Source organism: Pedobacter sp. N36a (assembly GCF_014472395.1).
Taxonomy (GTDB): domain Bacteria; phylum Bacteroidota; class Bacteroidia; order Sphingobacteriales; family Sphingobacteriaceae; genus Pedobacter.
Window position 1 is genome coordinate 245,951 of sequence record NZ_JACSZW010000006.1, and the last position, 18,161, is coordinate 264,111.

General features: G+C 41.4%; 15 protein-coding genes. 11 read left to right on the forward strand and 4 right to left on the reverse strand.

The genetic code is table 11. The features are described from left to right. Positions 1-34: 34 nt before the first annotated feature. From H9X96_RS13980 to H9X96_RS13990, 3 genes are read right to left on the reverse strand one after another with little or no spacing between them, the layout of a single operon-like run. Positions 35-178 (reverse strand): hypothetical protein, encoded by a 144-nt coding sequence (locus H9X96_RS13980; protein ID WP_187666887.1) that lies wholly within the window; start codon positions 176-178, stop codon positions 35-37. Next, positions 178-465: a chaperone modulator CbpM gene (locus H9X96_RS13985; RefSeq protein WP_187666888.1), complete on the reverse strand. Its 288-nt coding sequence runs from the start codon at positions 463-465 to the stop codon at positions 178-180. The genes H9X96_RS13980 and H9X96_RS13985 overlap by 1 nt, the downstream gene beginning before the upstream one ends. 11 nt (positions 466-476) lie before the next feature. Continuing rightward, positions 477-1,385: a DnaJ C-terminal domain-containing protein gene (locus H9X96_RS13990; protein ID WP_187666889.1), complete on the reverse strand. Its 909-nt coding sequence runs from the start codon at positions 1,383-1,385 to the stop codon at positions 477-479. A 280-nt stretch (positions 1,386-1,665) separates the two neighbouring features. Here H9X96_RS13990 and H9X96_RS13995 point away from each other — a divergent pair, with 280 nt between their 5' ends. The 11 genes from H9X96_RS13995 to H9X96_RS14045 all read left to right on the forward strand — a co-directional run bounded on the left by H9X96_RS13995 (position 1,666) and on the right by H9X96_RS14045 (position 13,977). Further along, a complete protein-coding gene (locus tag H9X96_RS13995) occupies positions 1,666-2,937 on the forward strand; it encodes a Gfo/Idh/MocA family oxidoreductase (protein ID WP_187666890.1) in 1,272 nt (423 codons plus the stop codon). A 37-nt stretch (positions 2,938-2,974) separates the two neighbouring features. Then, positions 2,975-6,400 (forward strand): family 16 glycoside hydrolase, encoded by a 3,426-nt coding sequence (locus H9X96_RS14000; RefSeq protein ID WP_187666891.1) that lies wholly within the window; start codon positions 2,975-2,977, stop codon positions 6,398-6,400. 39 nt (positions 6,401-6,439) lie between these two features. Next, positions 6,440-7,897: a Gfo/Idh/MocA family protein gene (locus tag H9X96_RS14005; RefSeq protein WP_187666892.1), complete on the forward strand. Its 1,458-nt coding sequence runs from the start codon at positions 6,440-6,442 to the stop codon at positions 7,895-7,897. A gap of 11 nt (positions 7,898-7,908) precedes the next feature. After that, a complete protein-coding gene (locus H9X96_RS14010) occupies positions 7,909-8,994 on the forward strand; it encodes a Gfo/Idh/MocA family protein (protein ID WP_187666893.1) in 1,086 nt (361 codons plus the stop codon). A 395-nt stretch (positions 8,995-9,389) separates the two neighbouring features. Then, positions 9,390-10,253 (forward strand): RNA polymerase sigma factor RpoD/SigA, encoded by an 864-nt coding sequence (locus tag H9X96_RS14015; RefSeq protein WP_187666894.1) that lies wholly within the window; start codon positions 9,390-9,392, stop codon positions 10,251-10,253. 213 nt (positions 10,254-10,466) lie between these two features. After that, positions 10,467-10,643, forward strand: coding sequence for a histone H1 (locus H9X96_RS14020; protein ID WP_187666895.1), 177 nt, complete (start codon positions 10,467-10,469; stop codon positions 10,641-10,643). A 97-nt stretch (positions 10,644-10,740) separates the two neighbouring features. Then, complete coding sequence (gene dinB / locus H9X96_RS14025) at positions 10,741-11,838, forward strand: DNA polymerase IV (protein ID WP_187666896.1); 1,098 nt, start codon at positions 10,741-10,743, stop codon at positions 11,836-11,838. A gap of 139 nt (positions 11,839-11,977) precedes the next feature. Continuing rightward, positions 11,978-12,397 (forward strand): hypothetical protein, encoded by a 420-nt coding sequence (locus H9X96_RS14030; RefSeq protein ID WP_187666897.1) that lies wholly within the window; start codon positions 11,978-11,980, stop codon positions 12,395-12,397. 204 nt (positions 12,398-12,601) lie between these two features. Continuing rightward, positions 12,602-12,973 carry a hypothetical protein gene (locus H9X96_RS14035; protein WP_187666898.1) on the forward strand — a complete coding sequence of 124 codons (372 nt, stop codon included), beginning with the start codon at positions 12,602-12,604 and terminating at the stop codon, positions 12,971-12,973. A gap of 75 nt (positions 12,974-13,048) precedes the next feature. Continuing rightward, positions 13,049-13,639, forward strand: coding sequence for a sensor histidine kinase (locus tag H9X96_RS14040; RefSeq protein ID WP_370576743.1), 591 nt, complete (start codon positions 13,049-13,051; stop codon positions 13,637-13,639). After that, a complete protein-coding gene (locus H9X96_RS14045; RefSeq protein ID WP_187666900.1) occupies positions 13,618-13,977 on the forward strand; it encodes a response regulator in 360 nt (119 codons plus the stop codon). Before H9X96_RS14040 ends, H9X96_RS14045 begins: the two co-directional genes overlap by 22 nt. 182 nt (positions 13,978-14,159) lie before the next feature. Here the strand turns inward: H9X96_RS14045 and H9X96_RS14050 are convergent, their stop codons facing one another. After that, on the reverse strand, positions 14,160-18,137 hold the full coding sequence (locus tag H9X96_RS14050; RefSeq protein ID WP_187666901.1) for a Pls/PosA family non-ribosomal peptide synthetase: 3,978 nt from the start codon (positions 18,135-18,137) through the stop codon (positions 14,160-14,162). Between the last annotated feature and the right edge of the window lie 24 nt (positions 18,138-18,161).

Sequence of the window (18,161 nt, forward strand, 5' to 3'; positions counted from 1 at the left end):
TTTATCAAGCTTTAATCCCTGGGACCTTAAAAAATTAGATCGCCAGGTAATTGTTGATGCGCTTTATCAGACTCGATTCGTTGAGGTTCCTGTCTGCGATGTCTTTGCTGACTTGAAATTCAGTCATCAGTACATACGGGATCGTATTGCTGTATTTTTGGAAGCGATTCCGTAACATTACTTATGCAGATGAAGTTCGTGCTGTAATTGTTTGATCTTTTCCTGCATATCATGTACGCGCTGTAGCAAATGTCTGATGGCATCAATCCCTTCTATATTGATTTGAAGGTCGTAATGCAAATGAACATATTTTTCCAATTCTGCGAGCTGATCCGTATGGATACATTTTTCTTTTTCGACAATTGGAAACCGGACAATTTCTTGTTCTTCCAATGAGACCATAAAAGAAGGGTCTATGTGATAATTGATACAATATTCAGTGATGGTGATGAATTCTGTTTCCATAGCTGTAGGGATTAACTCAGGTTTTGTAGTTCTCTAAACAGTTCTTGTTGTTTTTCAGTCAGGTTTTCAGGAAGTTTAACATTGTAAGTAATGAAAAGGTTCCCAAATTCTCCATCTTTTTTATACAAAGGGAAGCCTTTATTTTTCAGTCTGACTTTAGTGCCATTCTGTGTTCCTGCAGGGATTTTAAGTTTTACTTTTCCATCCAGGGTTTCCACCATTACTTCTCCACCCAAAACAGCGGTGTATAAATCAATATCCTGCGTCAGGTACAGGTCGTTGTGCAGTCTTTTGAAGATCGGATCTTCCTGAACATTGATGGTCAGGTATAAATCACCTGCCGGGCCACCGTTTACACCGGCTGCACCCATTCCTTTTAATTTAATGACCTGCTCATCGGCAATACCTGCAGGAATTGTGATCCTGATTTTTTTATCGTTAATGGTCAGCGTTTGTTTATGCGTGGTATAAGCATCTCTGAGAGAGATACTAAAGCTGGCATTGTAATCCTGTCCTTTAAATTTCGCACTGCTTCTTCCAGATGATCTTCCGCCGCCACCAAACATAGATTCAAAAAAGTCTGAGAAATCGCCCCCACCAAAATCTGAAGCACTTTGTCCACCTGATCTTCCACCACCAAAAGGATTTCCTCCCTGATGTCTGGATTGCGACCTTGCTTGTTCAAACTGATCTGAATTTTTCCAGTGTTCTCCGTATTCATCGTATTTTTTACGCTTTTCAGGGTCACTAAGGGCTTCATTTGCTTCATTGATCTCTTGAAATCTCTTGTTAGCTTCTTTGTCGTTGGGATTCAAATCAGGATGATATTTCCTTGCCAGTTTCCTGTATGCTTTTTTTATATCCTCCTGTGAAGCTTTTTTGTCAACACCTAGAATCTTATAATAGTCGATAAATGCCATGTCAATAATTGGTCTATCCTCAAATTTAAGCTATTATTTTTATCATTCGTGATTTTTCAGCCATTTGTATTAAGTAAGTGTTACAATTACACCGATTTTTTCAATAATAATAATAAATTTGAGAATCAATGACTTTGTGGCTGACCACCTAAGTTATAAGCCAAATATAAACTGTTCCTGTAGGAGTACATCTTTTTCAAGATGCTTCACTCCATGTGTCGTTTCGGATCGGTTTATATGACGTTTGATTTTGCTCGAATACATTAATGCACAAACGAATATGAAACCAAATCAACCAAACTCAAGAAGAGATTTTATTAAAAAAACAGCGGTAGGTGTTGCTGCCTTCAGCATCGTCCCCAGGTATGTACTTGGCGGAACCGGATTTATTGCACCTAGTGATCGGCTAACTAAAGCTGTAATCGGTGTTGGCAGTATGGGAAGAGGCCATTTTGGATACGATGGAACACAGGTAGTTGCCATTTGTGATGTAGATACCAGACATTTGGATATCGCAAAGCCGATGCTTGATAAAGGGGTGAAGACCTTTAGTGATTACCGGGAACTGATCAAATTGCCGGAAGTAGATATTGTACACATTGCCACGCCTCCGCATTGGCATGGGATTATGGCAGTGGATGCTGCAAATGCCGGAAAAGATATTTGGTGTGAAAAGCCAATGACGCATACCATCGGAGAGGGTAAGCGTGTAATGGAAGCCGTTCAAAAACATGGGCGTATGTTCCGTTTAAATACCTGGTTCCGTTTCAAAGATAATTTCTATGGAATGGGAACCACCGTGAAACCGATCAAAAAATTAGTAGACAGCGGTTTACTCGGCTGGCCATTAAAAGTAACCGTAAGTAAGCATACTGGTTTCGACTGGAAGTTTTACTGGGTAGGAAAAGACAATTTACCTGTTGAACCGGTTCCACAGGAACTGGATTATGATGCCTGGTTAGGTCCGGCGCCATTTAAGCCTTATAGCACACATCGGGTACACCAAACTTTCAGGGGATACTGGGATTATGATGGCGGCGGTTTGAGTGACATGGGACAGCATTACCTGGATCCTATTCAATATTTCCTTGGTAAAGATGACACCAGCCCAATTTCTGTAGAAATTGATGCGGCGCAGCAGCATACTGATGCAGTCGGTATCTGGCGTAGAATTACTTATACTTATGCGGATGGTTGCCAGATTATTCTGGATGGTGAAGGAAAAGATGAGAAGGCAGCTTATATTGAAGGCCCTAAAGGTAAGCTATATGCTGGCTTTAAGTCTGACATCCCTGATTTGGAACGCAAGTTAGCTGCATTCCCTGATCCGGCGCCGCAAATGACGGATTTTATCACCTCTGTGAAAACCAGAAGTCAGTTTGCTTTAAATGAAGAAAATGGACATCGCTCCTGCAATATCATCAACATTGGATTGGCGGCATTACGTTTAGGCCGTTCGCTAAAGTTTGACCCGGTAAAACAGGAGTTTATTGACGATGAAGGTGCAAACAGGTTGATTAACCCGGTCATGCGCGCTCCATACACCATTTAACATCAATTTATTCGAACCCATTCTAAAAATATTTATAATGATAAAAAAGATATTCTTTATCCTTTTGGCTACCCTTGCGTTTCAGGGGCTGGCTATCGCACAGGATAAAAAAGACCAGCGTACGCAGATAACGCGTATTGCTGATTTGTTGGCGCAGATGCCGGCAAAAGATGCGGCCCAGGCGGCCATCAATGCAAATGATATTGCCGGACTTGGCGAAGGCGGCTACCTGGAACTCATCGGGATGCTTGCTCCAGTAGGAAAAGGTAATAATGCTTTAATTGAATATGCAATTGGCGGATTTACAGCAGCCTCCACAAAGACAGGAAAAGAAAACTGGAGGAAAATGTGCGTGTCTGTTTACACTAAAGCCTTGCAGAAACTAACTGATCCGCAACATAAAGCCTTTATCATGAGTCAGCTGGATGGTGTTGCGCAGGACGATGCAGTTCCTGCTCTGATTCCTTTTTTGAAGGATGTGCAACTTTCAGACCCTGCAGTAAGGACATTGGTGAAAATCAATACCTCAGCCTCAAAAACGGCTTTGTTGAATGCTTTGGCCTCAACCGAAGGAAAGAGCCGTCTTTCTCTGATTGAAGGATTAGGTGATACCCGTGTTAAAGCAGCGGCAGCCCCAATTGCTGCATTTGCAACTGGTAATGACCAGAACTTAACAAAGATGAGCCTTTACGCGCTGGCAAAAATTGCTGATCCTTCTTCTGAGGAACTGATGGCTGCTTCGGCAGCAAAAAGTAATTTTAAATATGAAAACACGAATGCTGTTGCCGCTTACCTTGACTATGCAGCTCGTCTTTTAGCAGATGGGAATGTTGTTTTAGCGCATAAAATCGCGCTTCAGCTACTGGATAAAGCGACTGCTCCGGATTTAGTGTCTGTTCGTACCGGTGCTTTGAAGATCCTTTCCGATGAAACTAAAGGTCAGGATATTTCTGTGCTGTTAGTCGCAGTAAAAGATCCTTCCATAGCTTACAGAGCAGCAGCTTTTAAATTTGCTTTACCATATTTAAATCCAGCAAGAACAGCTTTATGGCTTAAACAATTGAATAAAGTAAAACCTAATGTACAGGCTGAAATGGTCACCATGCTGGGTGATGGACAGGCTGCGGCCGCGCTTCCAGCAGTATTGAAATTGATCAATCATAAAAATCAAGATTTGAAGTTTGCCGCAATTGAGGCTGCAGCAAAAATTGGCGGGATTGAAGTGTTTCATGACTTGTTAAAAACTATGGACAAAGGTGACGATGCGACCGTGCAAAAAGTGGCAGAGGTGATGTTGAGGATGAAAGGAGCAGGCTTGACAGAAAATATCTCAAAAACACTGCCTGTGATGAAACCTAATGTACAGGTGGCCTTAATTCAGGTGCTTGCAGCACGTGCCGCTCATGAGCAGATCAATAGTGTCTATGTTTTGCAGAAGAGTAAAAATCCAGCGGTAAGAAAAGCGGCATTTGCAGCTTTAGCTAATTTGGTGACTAAGGCAGATCTGCCGGAGCTTTTTACATTATTGAATAGTAAAGAAACTACTGATGAGGAGTCTTTAATGGTACAATCGGCATTAATTGCTGCATTGAAAGTGGGTGCAACCGCTAGTCATACGGAAATTGTTTTGCAGCAAATGGCTGATGCTAATCCGGATAAGAAAAAGTTTTTTTACAAAGTACTGGCGAGTCTTGGGGATTCCAAGGCCTTATCAGCAGTGAATAATGCTTATAAAATCGGGGATGAGCAAACACAGAAACTGGCGCTGGAAGCACTCTCTTCCTGGGCAAATCCAAGTTCTATGGAAAGTTTACTGAACATCGCCAGAACTGCCGTTAATCCAACCTTCCAGGAGGAAGCATTACAGGGGTATCTGCGTCTGGTTCGTTTATCGTCAGTTCCTGCTGCACAAAAATTACTGATGCTGCGCGATGCAATGGAAGTGGCTAAAACGCCAGCGCAAAAGAAACAGATTTTAATAGATCTGGAGCAGGCGAAGACTTTTAATGCGGTGATTTTTGCGGGAAAATACATAGATGATCCTGCTTTGCAGCAAGCTGCGGCTAGAGCAGTGATGACCATTGTATTGTCAGATAAATCCTATGAAGGTACAGAGGTAAAAAGCTTGTTAAATAAAACAATTCAAGTGCTTAGCGGGGGTGATAGTGAATATGAGAAACAGGCAATTAGTAAATATCTTGCAGAAATGACCGGTGGCCCGGGCTTCATCCCGATGTTTAATGGCAAAGACCTGACCGGCTGGAAAGGTCTGGTTGCTGATCCGCTGAAAAGAGCGAAGATGGACGAGAAAACCTTAACAGCTGCTCAGGAAAAGGCAAATGCTGAAGCATTAAAAAGCTGGGTAATTGAGAACGGTGCTTTATTGTTTACCGGAAAAGGAGACAACCTGGCTTCGTTAAAAAAGTATGGTGATTTTGAAATGCTGGTAGATTGGAAAATTTATGACGATGGCAATAAAAAAGGCGATGCTGGAATTTATTTACGTGGCAGCCCTCAGGTGCAGATCTGGGATACTTCCAGAGTAGAGGATGGTGCTCAGGTGGGTTCGGGTGGTTTGTATAATAATCAGGTAAATGAAAGCAAGCCCTTAAAAGTAGCAGATAATAAATTGGGAGAATGGAATAATTTCCACATCATCATGAAGGGAGATCGCGTTACTGTGTACCTGAATGGTGTATTGGTTACTGAAGATGTGATCCTTGAAAATTATTGGGACCGTAAGCTGCCGATTTTTGCAGAAGAGCAGATTGAGTTACAAGCGCATGGATCGAGAGTTGCCTACAGGGATATCTATATTAAAGAGCTGGAGCGTCCGGTTCCTTTTGAGCTGAGTGCTGCAGAGAAAAAAGAAGGATATAAAGTACTGTTTGATGGTACGAACATGCATCAGTGGACAGGAAATACCAGCGCATATACGATCGTAAATGGAAATATGGAAATCAATCCAAAGCCTGGAAAAGGTTCCGGAGGCAACCTGTTCAGTAAAGATGATTACAGCGATTTTGTGTTTCGTTTTGAATTTCAGCTGACTCCAGGAGCAAATAACGGATTGGGGATTCGTGCCCCTTTAACTGGTGATGCGGCTTATGAGGGGATGGAACTGCAAATCCTGGACAATGATGCCGACATTTATAAAGACCTCCATGTGTATCAGTATCATGGTTCTATTTATGGTGTTCAGGCCGCAAAAAGAGGTTCTTTAAAGCCTTTAGGAGAATGGAATTATCAGGAAGTTACCGTAAAAGGGCCAAAGATTAAAGTGGTCTTAAATGGAAATGTGATCCTGGATGGTGACATCACGGAGGCCCGAAAAAAAGGAACTGTTGATGGTCAAAGCCACCCAGGTTTACAGCGCGATAAAGGTCGTGTTGGTTTCCTTGGTCATGGATCAGTTGTTCGTTTTAAAAATATCAGAATTAAAGACCTGAGTGTCTCAAAATAGGCTCTGGTTAGGTTAGTATGGAATCAAAAAGAATAAAATATGACTGAAGATAATAAGCATTCAGCAGGAGATAGTTCAAGAAGAAACTTCCTAAAGACGACGGCGCTTGCTGCTGCAGGATTTATGATTGTACCCAGACATGTATTGGGAGGTAAAGGATTTTTAGCACCTAGCGACCGTTTGATGGTTGCTGGTGTAGGTGTAGGCGGAAAAGGGGAAAGTAATTTAAGTAACATCTATAAAGGAGGAAAAGCAGATATTGCTTTCCTGTGTGACGTGGACGACCGCAGGGCTGCCAATTCCCTCAGAAATTTCCCATCTGCCAAATACTATAAGGATTACCGGGAGATGCTGGATAAAGAAGGTAAGCATATTGATGGTGTGGTAGTTTCTACACCAGATCATAACCATGCCATGATTGCCATGGCGGCGATGCAGTTAGGGAAACATGTTTATGTTGAGAAACCGCTTTCTCATGATATTTTTGAAGCCAGAAAATTGACTGAAGCCGCTAACAAGTATCAGGTGGTGACGCAAATGGGAAATCAGGGGTCTTCGGGAGATGGTGTAAGGCAGCTGCAGGATTGGGTAGATGCCGGGGTAATTGGAAAGGTAGAAAAGGTGTATTGCTGGACAGACAGGCCTTCATGGCCGCAGGGGATTACCTGGCCAGCTGTAAATGGATCGGTTCCTAAAGAGCTCGACTGGGATCTTTGGTTAGGAAGCGCGCCCTACAAGCCTTTCGTTGATAAATTAGTTCCCTTTAACTGGCGTGGCTGGTGGGATTATGGAACCGGTGCAATAGGGGATATGGGCTGCCATTTGGTAGAACCGCCTTTCCGGATTCTTGGTTTAGATACGCCAATAGATGTGCAGTGCAGTGTGGGCAGTATTTATGTGGATGAATTTAAAAGGGGATATTTCCCTGATAGTTGTCCGCCTTCAAGCCATGTCATTATGACTTTTAAGAAGACCAAAAAGACAAAAGATGACCTTCAGATCCATTGGATGGATGGTGGGATTAAACCTGGAAGGCCAATAGAGTTAGGGGCCAATGAGCCTTTTGGTGCAAATGGTGTTTTGTTTGAAGGTACCAAGGGAAAGATGATGTGTGATGTATATGGTGCAAACCCGAGGTTATTACCTTTGTTGCGCAATACAGAAGTACATGTGAAACCAGGTGTGGAACGCGTGATAGGTGGAGTGGATGGACATTACTGGGATTGGGCAGAAGCTTGTATTGCCGGTTATGGAAAGAAAAAACTGAGTTCTCCTTTTGAAATTGCCGGTCCGCTGACGGAGACTTTGCTGATTGCAAATTTGGCCATCCGAGGGACAGATATCCAAAAGCCAAGACAAAATGGTAATGGATTTGACTATCCTGGCCGCGATATCAAGCTGATCTGGGATAAGGAAAATCTGAGGGTGACTAACTTTGATGATGTGAATCAGTTTGTACGTAGAGAATACCGTAAGGGCTGGAGTTTGGGTGGATAATTTTTATAAGAATGAGTTTAGAAAGAAATAAGATTAAAGTTTTGGTAGTAGGCTGTGGTAATATGGGGACTTCCCATGCCATGGCTTATCATCAATTGGCAGGTTTTGAGATCTGTGGAATTGTATCCAGAGGGGATAGCAAGGTAGTTTTGAATGAAAAATTAGGCGGTGATTATCCTTTGTTCAGTGATTTTGAAACAGCTTTGAATGAGACAGTTCCTGATGCAGTTTGTATTTCAACTTATCCGGATACGCATGAATCTTTCGCCGTTAAGGCGATGGAACAAGGTTGCCATGTGTTTATAGAAAAGCCACTGGCAGATTCTTTGGAAGCTGCACAGCGTGTTGCAGATGCGGCGAAAAAATACGGAAAGAAGTTGTTGGTTGGTTATATTCTGCGATATCATCCTTCCTGGACTCGTTTTATTGAGCTTTCTCAGGAATTGGGTAAACCACTGGTGATGCGGATGAACCTCAATCAGCAAAGTCAGGGAGCGAAATGGAAGGTGCACCAGAATTTAATGAAAAGCCTGAGCCCGATTGTGGATTGTGGCGTGCATTATATTGATGTGATGTGTCAGATGACGCGCTCCAAACCTGTTCAGGTCAGCGCAATTGGAGCAAGGCTGAGCAATGATATTCCAGAAGACAATTACAATTATGGGCAGTTACAGATTCGTTTTGAGGATGGGTCTGTGGGCTGGTATGAGTCAGGATGGGGGCCAATGATGAGCGAGACCGCATTTTTTATAAAAGATGTCGTTGGGCCAAAAGGTGCAGTGTCTATCCTGGCAAAGCAAGCTTCGGCTGCTGGCAAATCTGATGTAATTGATGCACATACGAAGACAGAGTCTATTAAAGTGCATTATGCAGATCTGGATCAGGAAGGGAAATTTTCCCGTGCGGATGAATGGATCGACTTAAATGACGAGCCGGATCATCTTGAGCTGTGTAAAAGGGAACAGCGGCACTTTCTTAGGGCCATTCTGGAAGATTTAGACCTTACGGAACCTACACAGGATGCTTTAAATAGTTTAAGGGTAGCGTTTGCCAGTGATGAATCTGTTCGGACAGGGAACGTTGTTAAACTGACTTAATAACTTTATAGGATTAATTTTTTTGAAGGCCCGCTGACAGCGGGCCTTTTTTATTTTGCAAATAATTTCAAGTTTTATCATTATTCTTACTTAGTGTATTTATGTTTTAGATATTTAAATCTTAATTGGTGTTTAATATCTGTTTTTGAGTGTTTTGTCGATAATAAATATTTTTATATTTTACACTTAGTGTATATTAATTTAATATTTTTGTTGTGGCAGTCTTCGCTGTTATAGCAGTAGGCGGATGCTCCGGAACTTTATTTGCGAAGTTAATTTAGCATGGATTACGCTCTTAAAATGTAAGCTATCTAATTGATTTACGAATCGGAATTGTTCAGTTGGAATCGCAGGTCAGTTTAAAATATATTATCAGTTCAAATTTGTCCATTTTTATGAGAGCTTTAAAGATATCACAGAGTATTACCAATAGAAAGAGCGATTCCCTCGAGAAGTATTTAAATGAACTTGGGAAATATGAATTACTTAAAATAGAAGATGAAATCCAATTGGCCATGCGGATTGCAGAAGGAGATGAGCTGGCATTGGAGAAGTTAGTGAATGCAAACCTGAGGTTTGTGATCTCTGTTTCCAAGAAGTACCAGGATAAAGGGGTACGGCTTTCTGATTTGATTAGTGAGGGGAACATTGGCTTAATTAAGGCGGCAAAGCGGTATGACCATACTAAGGGCTTTAAATTTATATCTTTTGCAGTATGGTGGATCCGTCAGGCGATTTTAACGGCGATTTCTGATCAGCAAAGGATTGTTCGTCTGCCAGGGAATCAAGTGGTGGGTAATACGATGATTAATAAAGCAACCTTACAATTGGAACAAAAATTAGAGCGCAAGCCTACTGCAGATGAAATTGCGGAAGAAATAGGTTTCAAAGTGGATAAGGTTTTAGACCATCAGCTTAGTACGGTTATGTCTGTTTCTCTGGATACCCCAGTGAATATTGAGAACGGTTTTTGTTTAATAGATATTATCCCATCCAGAAGCGTAGAGCCAGTGGATGACCTGCTCATGAAACAATCCTTAACGGAGGACTTGAAAAGGTGCCTGGTAATTTTACCTGAGAGAGAGCAGAAAATTTTAATACTCTATTATGGTTTGTATGGTTGTGAAGAGACCACATTGGATGATATGGTTTATATTTTTGGTCTGAGTAAAGAACGAATCCGACAGCTAAAGGATAAGGCTTTGAAAACTTTACGTAATAGCCCAAAATCACAATTGATCAAGGAATATCTCGATTAATGGGCGCTTTTTTGAACTTCCTTCCGCCTAATTTGTTTAAATAGGAATTTGTTTATTTAAACGAAATAGCGATTTAGAGAGCTTTTTTTAAGAAAAGTGCCTTATTATTCAAAAAAAGAGTGCTATCCTTAAATATTCATTTGGTGGAAATCCAATAATTATTAACTTTAAAGCGTTATATCATATATTTAAAATCTTAAACGAAAGAAAAACATGGAAAAATTCTCGAAACTTAAAGAACTTATTGCAAGCATTGAAGCTGATGCAGACAAATTTTATAATTCAGGTAACGGTGCAGCTGGCACAAGAGTACGTAAAGCAATGCAAGATTTAAAGGGCCTTGCTCAGGACATCCGTACTGAAGTGACTGAAAAGAAAAATACGAAGTAATCTACTTTGAATGTCATGAGAAGGGCTCGCTTAATGCGGGTCTTTTTCATTTATAGCTATTGAGGTTTTTATTTTTTAATTTTAGGGCCTTATCCTTATGAGTCCTTCAGAGCAGCCATCCACACGTAAGATTATTCATATTGATATGGATTCCTTTTATGCTTCAGTAGAGCAAAGGGATGATCCTACGCTGGACGGTAAGGCTGTTGCTGTTGGCGGATCCCCTGATGGGCGGGGTGGAGTGGTGGCTACCGCTAATTATGAAGCCAGAAGGTTTGGAGTGCATTCTGCGATGGCTTCTAAAAAAGCACAGCGCTTATGCCCGCATTTGATTTTTCTTTATCCCAGATTTGCCGTCTATAAAGAGATCTCTCAGCAAATTCGGGAAATATTTAGCCGATATACAGATTTGATTGAGCCCTTATCACTTGATGAAGCATATTTAGATGTAACCGAAGATAAGTTAGGAATTGGGTCGGCCATTGACATTGCGAAAGAAATTAAGGCAGCTATAAAAGCGGAATTGAATTTAACGGCTTCCGCTGGTGTGTCTATCAACAAGTTTGTGGCCAAAGTAGCTTCCAATATGAATAAGCCAGATGGACTGACTTTCATTGGTCCATCAAAAGTAGAGCGTTTTATTGCATCATTACCAGTGGAAAAGTTTCATGGTGTAGGCAAGGTGACCGCGGAGAAAATGAAGATCCGGGGTTTACATAAAGGGGGCGACTTAAAAAAACTAACTGAAGCAGAGCTGGTTTATCTGTTTGGTAAGAGTGGTCATTTCTTTTACAAGATCGTTCGTGGAATTGACCATCGTAAAGTAGAGCCAAATCAGGAAACAAAATCTATCGGTGCAGAAGATACTTTTTCTTATGACCTTGTTGAAATGGAAGAAATGAATCTGGAATTAGCACGTATTTCTGCCATCGTATTTAAGAGAATGAGCCTTTATCAATTGTTTGGCAGGACATTAACGATCAAAATTAAGTTCAGTGACTTTAAGCAAATTACCAGAAGCCGGTCATTTCCAGCAGCGCTTACTGAATTGGCAAAGATCGTAGAAGTTGCTCAGTCTTTATTGGAGGCCGCGGAATTGGAGGGTGGGGAAATAAGGTTGCTAGGTGTGTCCATCTCGAATTTTAAAAGCAACAAAGATCAAGGAGAGTGGTATCAACCCAGACTTTTCCCTTAATTCCCAATAGGGGCTGATATGTTATAGGGTAAATAATATTTCCTATGGGTTAGGGCATGTTAAATATACAGCTGAACAAGGTTTGAATTTACGTTATTTATGTAAATTGATCTAGCAAGCAATTGTAAACTATAGCCTTATGGAATCCTTGTCAAATTTTTTTGATCCTGATTTACCTCAGCCTGGCCTGACTTTTCTGAATAAATTATTTGAATTCCAACAAGCTTTTTATTCCAGTGATGCTAAAATTCAAGTATTGGAATCATTGCTTCAAGAATTATGTATCGCAACACAAAGCCTGTCTGCCGGACTGATTGACAGGGATAATGTAAGCACCATTGAGATAAATGGCGATCTATTAGACCTTAGCATCATTCATGATGTTTTAAAAAGCGATTATAATGCTATTCCTTTTAATTTTGAAGCAAAAAAATTAATGGATATAAACTCCCGGTTTGCTCAGTCGGACAGGATTCAGGAATCGAGAGGCGATTGTATCTGGTTAGAAATACGAATACTTATACCTGGACAGATTATTATAAGGTCAGACCAGCCTTAGCTATTTTGAATGGAATGCTCATCAATTTTCATGCAGCAGCGGAAATTACCAGGCAGCACCGACAGGTCCTCCATTTACAATTACTCATTGCATCACTGGACGATATTATCATTGAGTTGGATGAAAATGTCGTGATAAAAAAGGTTGAGGCAAAAGACGTCGGTAAACTGTTTATGCCACCAGCGTTTTTTTATTGATAAAACAATGGTAGAGGTCATGGGCGCTTTTGCTAATATTTTGTTGGAAAGCATAGAGAAACTGTTATTAACCGGTGAACGGCAGGAATGTATCTATCCAGATTTTAATCCAGAGAAAAAAGCATGGTATAGTGCGAAATTTCAGAAGATTGATCCAGTGTCCGTAGGAGAGAAGGTTTGGTTGATCTGTGTGATAGAAGATGTTACGACTAAAAAAATGATGAGTGATCAGCTGCAGCATCAAACGTTAGAACTGATTGCTGCAAAAAATCTTGCGGAGCAGGTGGCGCGAAAAAGAACGGAGATTTTCTCCATAATGAGTCATGGAATTCGCACACCTTTGAATGGAATTATAGGAATTTGTAATCTCTTACACTAGGGGACTTATACTGATTCACATATCAGAGAATATATAGATCATCTGAACTTCTCTTCTAATCATCTATTGAATTTAGTGAATGATATTTTGGATCTGGAAAAGATTGAAAATAAGAAAATGGAGCTGCTAGAAAACGAAGTTAGACTGGTTACTTTTGTTAGAAATATTCAAAAACAGTTTCAATCTTTGGCTAAGAATAAAGGTTTAGACCTTAGGTATTATCACGATGAGCATATCCTGGAATTGGGGAATGTAGATGACTTGAAGTTAGGTAGGATCCTGAACAACCTGATTGGGAATGCGATTAAGTTTACAGATGCTGGTCATGTTTCCATTTATTTAACCATGGTAAAACTGAGTGATGAAGAGGTGAGGTTGTGTTTCAAAATTGAAGATACCGGTATTCCTGAACACCTGCACAGTCTGGTTTTTGATAAGTTCCATCAAGTGCAGCAAGCGACTTATCGGCAGCAGCAAGGTACTGGATTGGGCTTGAGCATTACGAAGGGCTTGGTCGATTTATTCAAGAGTAAAATCATTTTAAAAAGTAAAATAGAAGGAGGTACTAGTTTTGAGTTTTTAATTGACTTTAAAATGGTTAATTCTTTACAAGGTGATGTTAATCAGAGGTTTAACTCAATAAAGTGCAGGTTTTTTCTGAGTTGAGGTTGTTGGTAGTGGATGATAATCCAGTGAATCTATTGGTTGCGAAACGTCAGTTCAGTTGTTTTGGACTCAATGCTGAGCAGGCTGATAATGGGATTACCGCGTTGGAAATTTTAAAAGAAAGGGCATTTGATGTCATTTTAATTGATCTGCACATGCCTGGAATGGATGGTTACCAATTAGCGAATATGGTTCAGGTATTATATCCAGAAATCAAGGTGATTATTTTTACTGCAGACATTCTGGAAGAAGTTAGGAAAAGGTTAAGGGATATGGGGATCAAATATGTTTTGTCAAAACCTTTCAATCCAGAGGAGATGCACCAGTTGTTACTATAAGTGGTCAGTATTGATGATTAATTCTTGAACATCCTGACAAATCACTTAATATTTTGTAAAAATTTCGGAAAACATATTGGTTTGAAGTGTTTCTTTTTGTCTGATGTCTAAGTGTTTATTTAGATGTTAATTGTGAAATGGAATTCGATAGCAGCTGCCATACAGTAGCTGCTATCGGAATTTCAACTTAATCGGACTGGACTTCCTGTCCAGGCTGTTCCATTGGCTAGCTTTTCACCTTTCATTACCAATGAAAGTGGTTCCAGTTTTACATCATCTCCAATCTCACTATCATATAGAATGATCGATCTGGAGCCGATACTACACCTTGCGCCAATTTTTACAGAGCCAATTTTCATCACCCTATCTTCAAAAAGGTGGGTTTGTGGCCCGCAATCTTCATTTAAGGCTGTGTCATCGCCGATGCTCACCATATCATGTTCCGTGATATCGGTGGTATTTAACCAAACTCTTTTCCCGATTTTTACGCCGAAAAGAGTAAGTATCATAGGTAGGAATGGTGTGCCTTTCATGAATTCCAGTAAAAAGGGTACGGCTAGCGCTTCGTAGGTGGTGGTATTTGCTTCACTGCGCCACACTTTATGGGTCCACATTGGATGCTGTTCTGCTTTGAACTTGCCAATAGTAATCCATTTGAGCGCAAGGGTAATCAATAGTGCAGGGCCTCCCATATAGAAGAGGTAATAAAATGGAACTTTTGGTGCTTCTTTTAAAATTTGCCAAAGTGTTCTATCTTTCACTAAATCGTGGCAATACGCAATAAATAAAACACTGCAGCAAATGATCACGGTTTCTGGCAGGATAATCCTTATCCCTTCAATAATATGACGTGCTGTTTTCCTACCCCAAGTTGGATTGGTAGTTAATTTTGCAGGGAAATTTCCGCTGTCTTGTCTTTTCGGTAGTGCGATGGCGGGAGAGCCGAACCAATCTTTTGAATTAGATTGCTGTAGCTGATCTGCAGTTGGTGGTGTGGACAATACGCCAATTAGCATGTCATCTCCCAACTCATAACCTTGTGGAATTAAGGCGCTGTTTCCTACAAAGCTTCTGTTGCCAATACGTGTGTGGTCGAGGATCAGTTGCTGGCCACGAATGTCTTCTTCGCCAAGCGTAACTGCGTCAGCAATAAAGGATTCGTCTCCAATTTCTAGCATCGTGTGGGTTACATTACTGGCGGTAGAAATCTCTGTATTTTTTCCGATTTTAGCGCCCAGCATCCTGAAAAATGACGATATATACACCGTGGCATACATAGGATGCAGTACAATCAGTGAGGTAGAGATCAACTGATCTGACAGCCATTTTCTGACGTAGATCCATCCATAAATCGGATAGGTTCCAGGTTTCATCTTGTACAGTAATAGCCTGGATAATAGCACGGTTTCCAGGGCATACAGCACCAGGTAAACCACTGTGAGTAATGGAATATGTATGAAATAGTTGAAGTTATAGTCGGGGGCCATATTGTCCAGATAACTTAACATTTCGATGACCGGTAATAGAGGCAGCAGAATGACAATAGGGAAGAGGATCAGTAAAATGGTATAAAGTAAGCCGAAACATTTTCTTTTGAACCCAGATACGATCAAAGGCTGAGGAAGTTCTTCCGGCAATTTTTTATTGATCGGTTCAGCAGGGCTGCCTTTCCAGACTTCTCCTATTTTGATGTGTTGACCAACCTGTAAATGGCTCAGGTCCTGCAATTCTCCCCATTCATCGATAGTGGTGGCTCCAGAAATTACCGCGCCACTACCAATATAGGCATGGTCGGCAATTTTGATCTTTCTTAATTTAAGGAGGCCATTTTCTACAATTACATTGTTGAGGACCACGCCAGAGCTGATACTGACGTCGCTGCCTATTTCCAATAAGTCTTCCATACCTACGGTAATAGCGCTGATCTGTGAATCCGGAGCCATCTTCATCCCCATCATCCTTAAATAAAAAGGATAAAGCGGAGTGCCATTCATAAATTGAAGAGGGACCAGGCGTTGCATGGATTTGATCAGCCAGTATCGGAAATAATAGGCGCCCCATAGCGGATAGTCGCCTTCTTTTGTTTTCCCAAGCAGTAGCCATTTCATCACAATACTCAACAATGAGAATAATGGGGCAATGAAGCAAAATAGTACCAGTGCGGTAATAATAGCCCAAAAGGTATCTCCTTTATCGGTTTCACTTTTTGCCAGCTGGTAGTAGTAACCCAGGTAAGGAACAAAAATCTGAGCAGCAAAAAGACCATAAATGACCAGTAATGAAAATCCTTGAGCGATGCCGCAGATCCAATAGCGTAAGGATGAGATCTTATGAAAAGGCTCCTGCGCTTTAGGGGTATTTAGTTTTTCTTTTTCCGCGGCTATGGTCCAGGTTTGGATCAGTTTGCTGATTGGACGATTGGTGTAAATATCTTTTAATGAGGCTTGTGGGATGTTGGCTTCTTTTCTCAACCAGGAAGAAAAGGACGCGGCCAGTAAAGAATGGCCACCTAAATCCATGAAAAAGTCGTTTTCAGTACTTATGGTTCTTCCGGGGAAAAGATGCTTTAATCCCGCTATGACTCTTGTTTCTATATCATCATCAGGATGAAGGATGATTTCTTCTTCTGGCTTAATTTCCAGTAAAACCTGAGGTACTGGTAATTCTTTTCTATTGATTTTTCCGCTTGGAAGGCGGGGCATTTTATCCATCACTACGAGTACCAGAGGTACCATATATGGCGGTAAAACCTTTGTCAGTTCCATTCTGGCCTGATGGTCATCAAATGAAGCATTTGATTTTAGGGTCACATATCCGATCAACTGATCTTGCTGGTTAGCATCTTTTTTAAGGGCTACAGCAGCTGCGGAAACCATTTCCAGTTCATTTAGTTTCACTTCAATTTCGCCAAGTTCTATGCGGTATCCGCGAAGCTTTACCTGATCATCCAGGCGACCGCGAAAATCGACACTACCATCGCTATGCATGATTACTGCATCACCACTCAGGTAAATTCGGTCTCCGGGAAGCTCTTGCAAGGAATCAGGTTTGCTCAGAAACTTCTCGGCAGTCAGGTCCGGACGGTTCACATATCCATCACAAACTCCGGGGCCGGAAATGATCAATTGTCCTTGTTCACCGAAGGGTAAAAATTCAAATTGGTCATTGACTACGGCAAGGTTGTAATTGGGTAATGGGTTGCCAATGGTAATCGGATCTCCGGGTCTAAGGGGGATCATGGTGGAGGTAACGGTGGTTTCCGTTGGCCCGTAACTGTTGAAAAATATGTTATAGCCGGGCTTGCTCCAGCGGTTCAGCACCTGACTGGTACATGCTTCTCCACCTGCATTAATGAGGCGAAGTGAGGGGATGTCGTCGTCTATGACTGCCAGAAGGCTAGGTACGGCATGAAGAATTGTGATCTTTTGTGTTCTAAAAATATCGCTGAGTTCATCAATAGATTTAGCTGTTGTGGCATCAGCAACCCAAATTGTTGCTCCTGCGGCTAAACTGATCCAGGTTTCTTCGCACCACATGTCGAATGAGACAGAGAAACCTTGATATACACGGTCTTCTGGTAGGATCTGAAGTACACTCTGTTCAGAGCGGATCAGGTGACAGATCTGACGGTGACTGATGGGGATTCCTTTGGGCTTTCCTGTACTTCCGGATGTATATAATACATAGGCACGGTCGTCCGGCATTGCGGATATTTGATAGCTGCTGGCCGTTGCGTTGAAATCAGGACAAGCTGGAATGCGAAATACAGGGCAGGATCCTTCATCCAGTGTATCGCTGAAACAAGCGGATGCGCCAACTTCCTGCATGACGGTATGCACACGATCCGCAGGCATTTCTCTGTCGAGCGGTACATAGGCGGCGCCAGATTTTGCTATGCCTAAAATAGCAACCGGTAATTCCATGCTTCTTGGCCACCATAAGCCTACACTATGGCCTCTGCTAATCCCTTTTTCGTTTAGAAAAACGGCGATTGCATCACTCCAAATGTCTAGCTGCTGGTAGGTTAAAGATTGCTCGTTAAAAATGAATGCTATTTTATGTTGCTGAGCGGCAACGGCAGTTCTAATGATGTCTCCGATAGTCTCGTCTCTAGTGAATTCGGGACGTATATTGCCGATAACAATGCTTTTTGAATTCATGAGCACGCTGAAATTTAGTTAACC

What these genes read in the sequence shown, in the direction of transcription:
- H9X96_RS13980 (WP_187666887.1), bottom strand. Translation starts at nt 178, where the DNA reads ATGTTACGGAATCGCTTCCAAAAATACAGCAATACGATCCCGTATGTA.
- H9X96_RS13985 (WP_187666888.1), bottom strand. Translation starts at nt 465, where the DNA reads ATGGAAACAGAATTCATCACCATCACTGAATATTGTATCAATTATCAC.
- H9X96_RS13990 (WP_187666889.1), bottom strand. Translation starts at nt 1,385, where the DNA reads ATGGCATTTATCGACTATTATAAGATTCTAGGTGTTGACAAAAAAGCT.
- H9X96_RS13995 (WP_187666890.1), top strand. Translation starts at nt 1,666, where the DNA reads ATGAAACCAAATCAACCAAACTCAAGAAGAGATTTTATTAAAAAAACA.
- H9X96_RS14000 (WP_187666891.1), top strand. Translation starts at nt 2,975, where the DNA reads ATGATAAAAAAGATATTCTTTATCCTTTTGGCTACCCTTGCGTTTCAG.
- H9X96_RS14005 (WP_187666892.1), top strand. Translation starts at nt 6,440, where the DNA reads ATGACTGAAGATAATAAGCATTCAGCAGGAGATAGTTCAAGAAGAAAC.
- H9X96_RS14010 (WP_187666893.1), top strand. Translation starts at nt 7,909, where the DNA reads ATGAGTTTAGAAAGAAATAAGATTAAAGTTTTGGTAGTAGGCTGTGGT.
- H9X96_RS14015 (WP_187666894.1), top strand. Translation starts at nt 9,390, where the DNA reads ATGAGAGCTTTAAAGATATCACAGAGTATTACCAATAGAAAGAGCGAT.
- H9X96_RS14020 (WP_187666895.1), top strand. Translation starts at nt 10,467, where the DNA reads ATGGAAAAATTCTCGAAACTTAAAGAACTTATTGCAAGCATTGAAGCT.
- dinB (WP_187666896.1), top strand. Translation starts at nt 10,741, where the DNA reads ATGAGTCCTTCAGAGCAGCCATCCACACGTAAGATTATTCATATTGAT.
- H9X96_RS14030 (WP_187666897.1), top strand. Translation starts at nt 11,978, where the DNA reads ATGGAATCCTTGTCAAATTTTTTTGATCCTGATTTACCTCAGCCTGGC.
- H9X96_RS14035 (WP_187666898.1), top strand. Translation starts at nt 12,602, where the DNA reads ATGGTAGAGGTCATGGGCGCTTTTGCTAATATTTTGTTGGAAAGCATA.
- H9X96_RS14050 (WP_187666901.1), bottom strand. Translation starts at nt 18,137, where the DNA reads ATGAATTCAAAAAGCATTGTTATCGGCAATATACGTCCCGAATTCACT.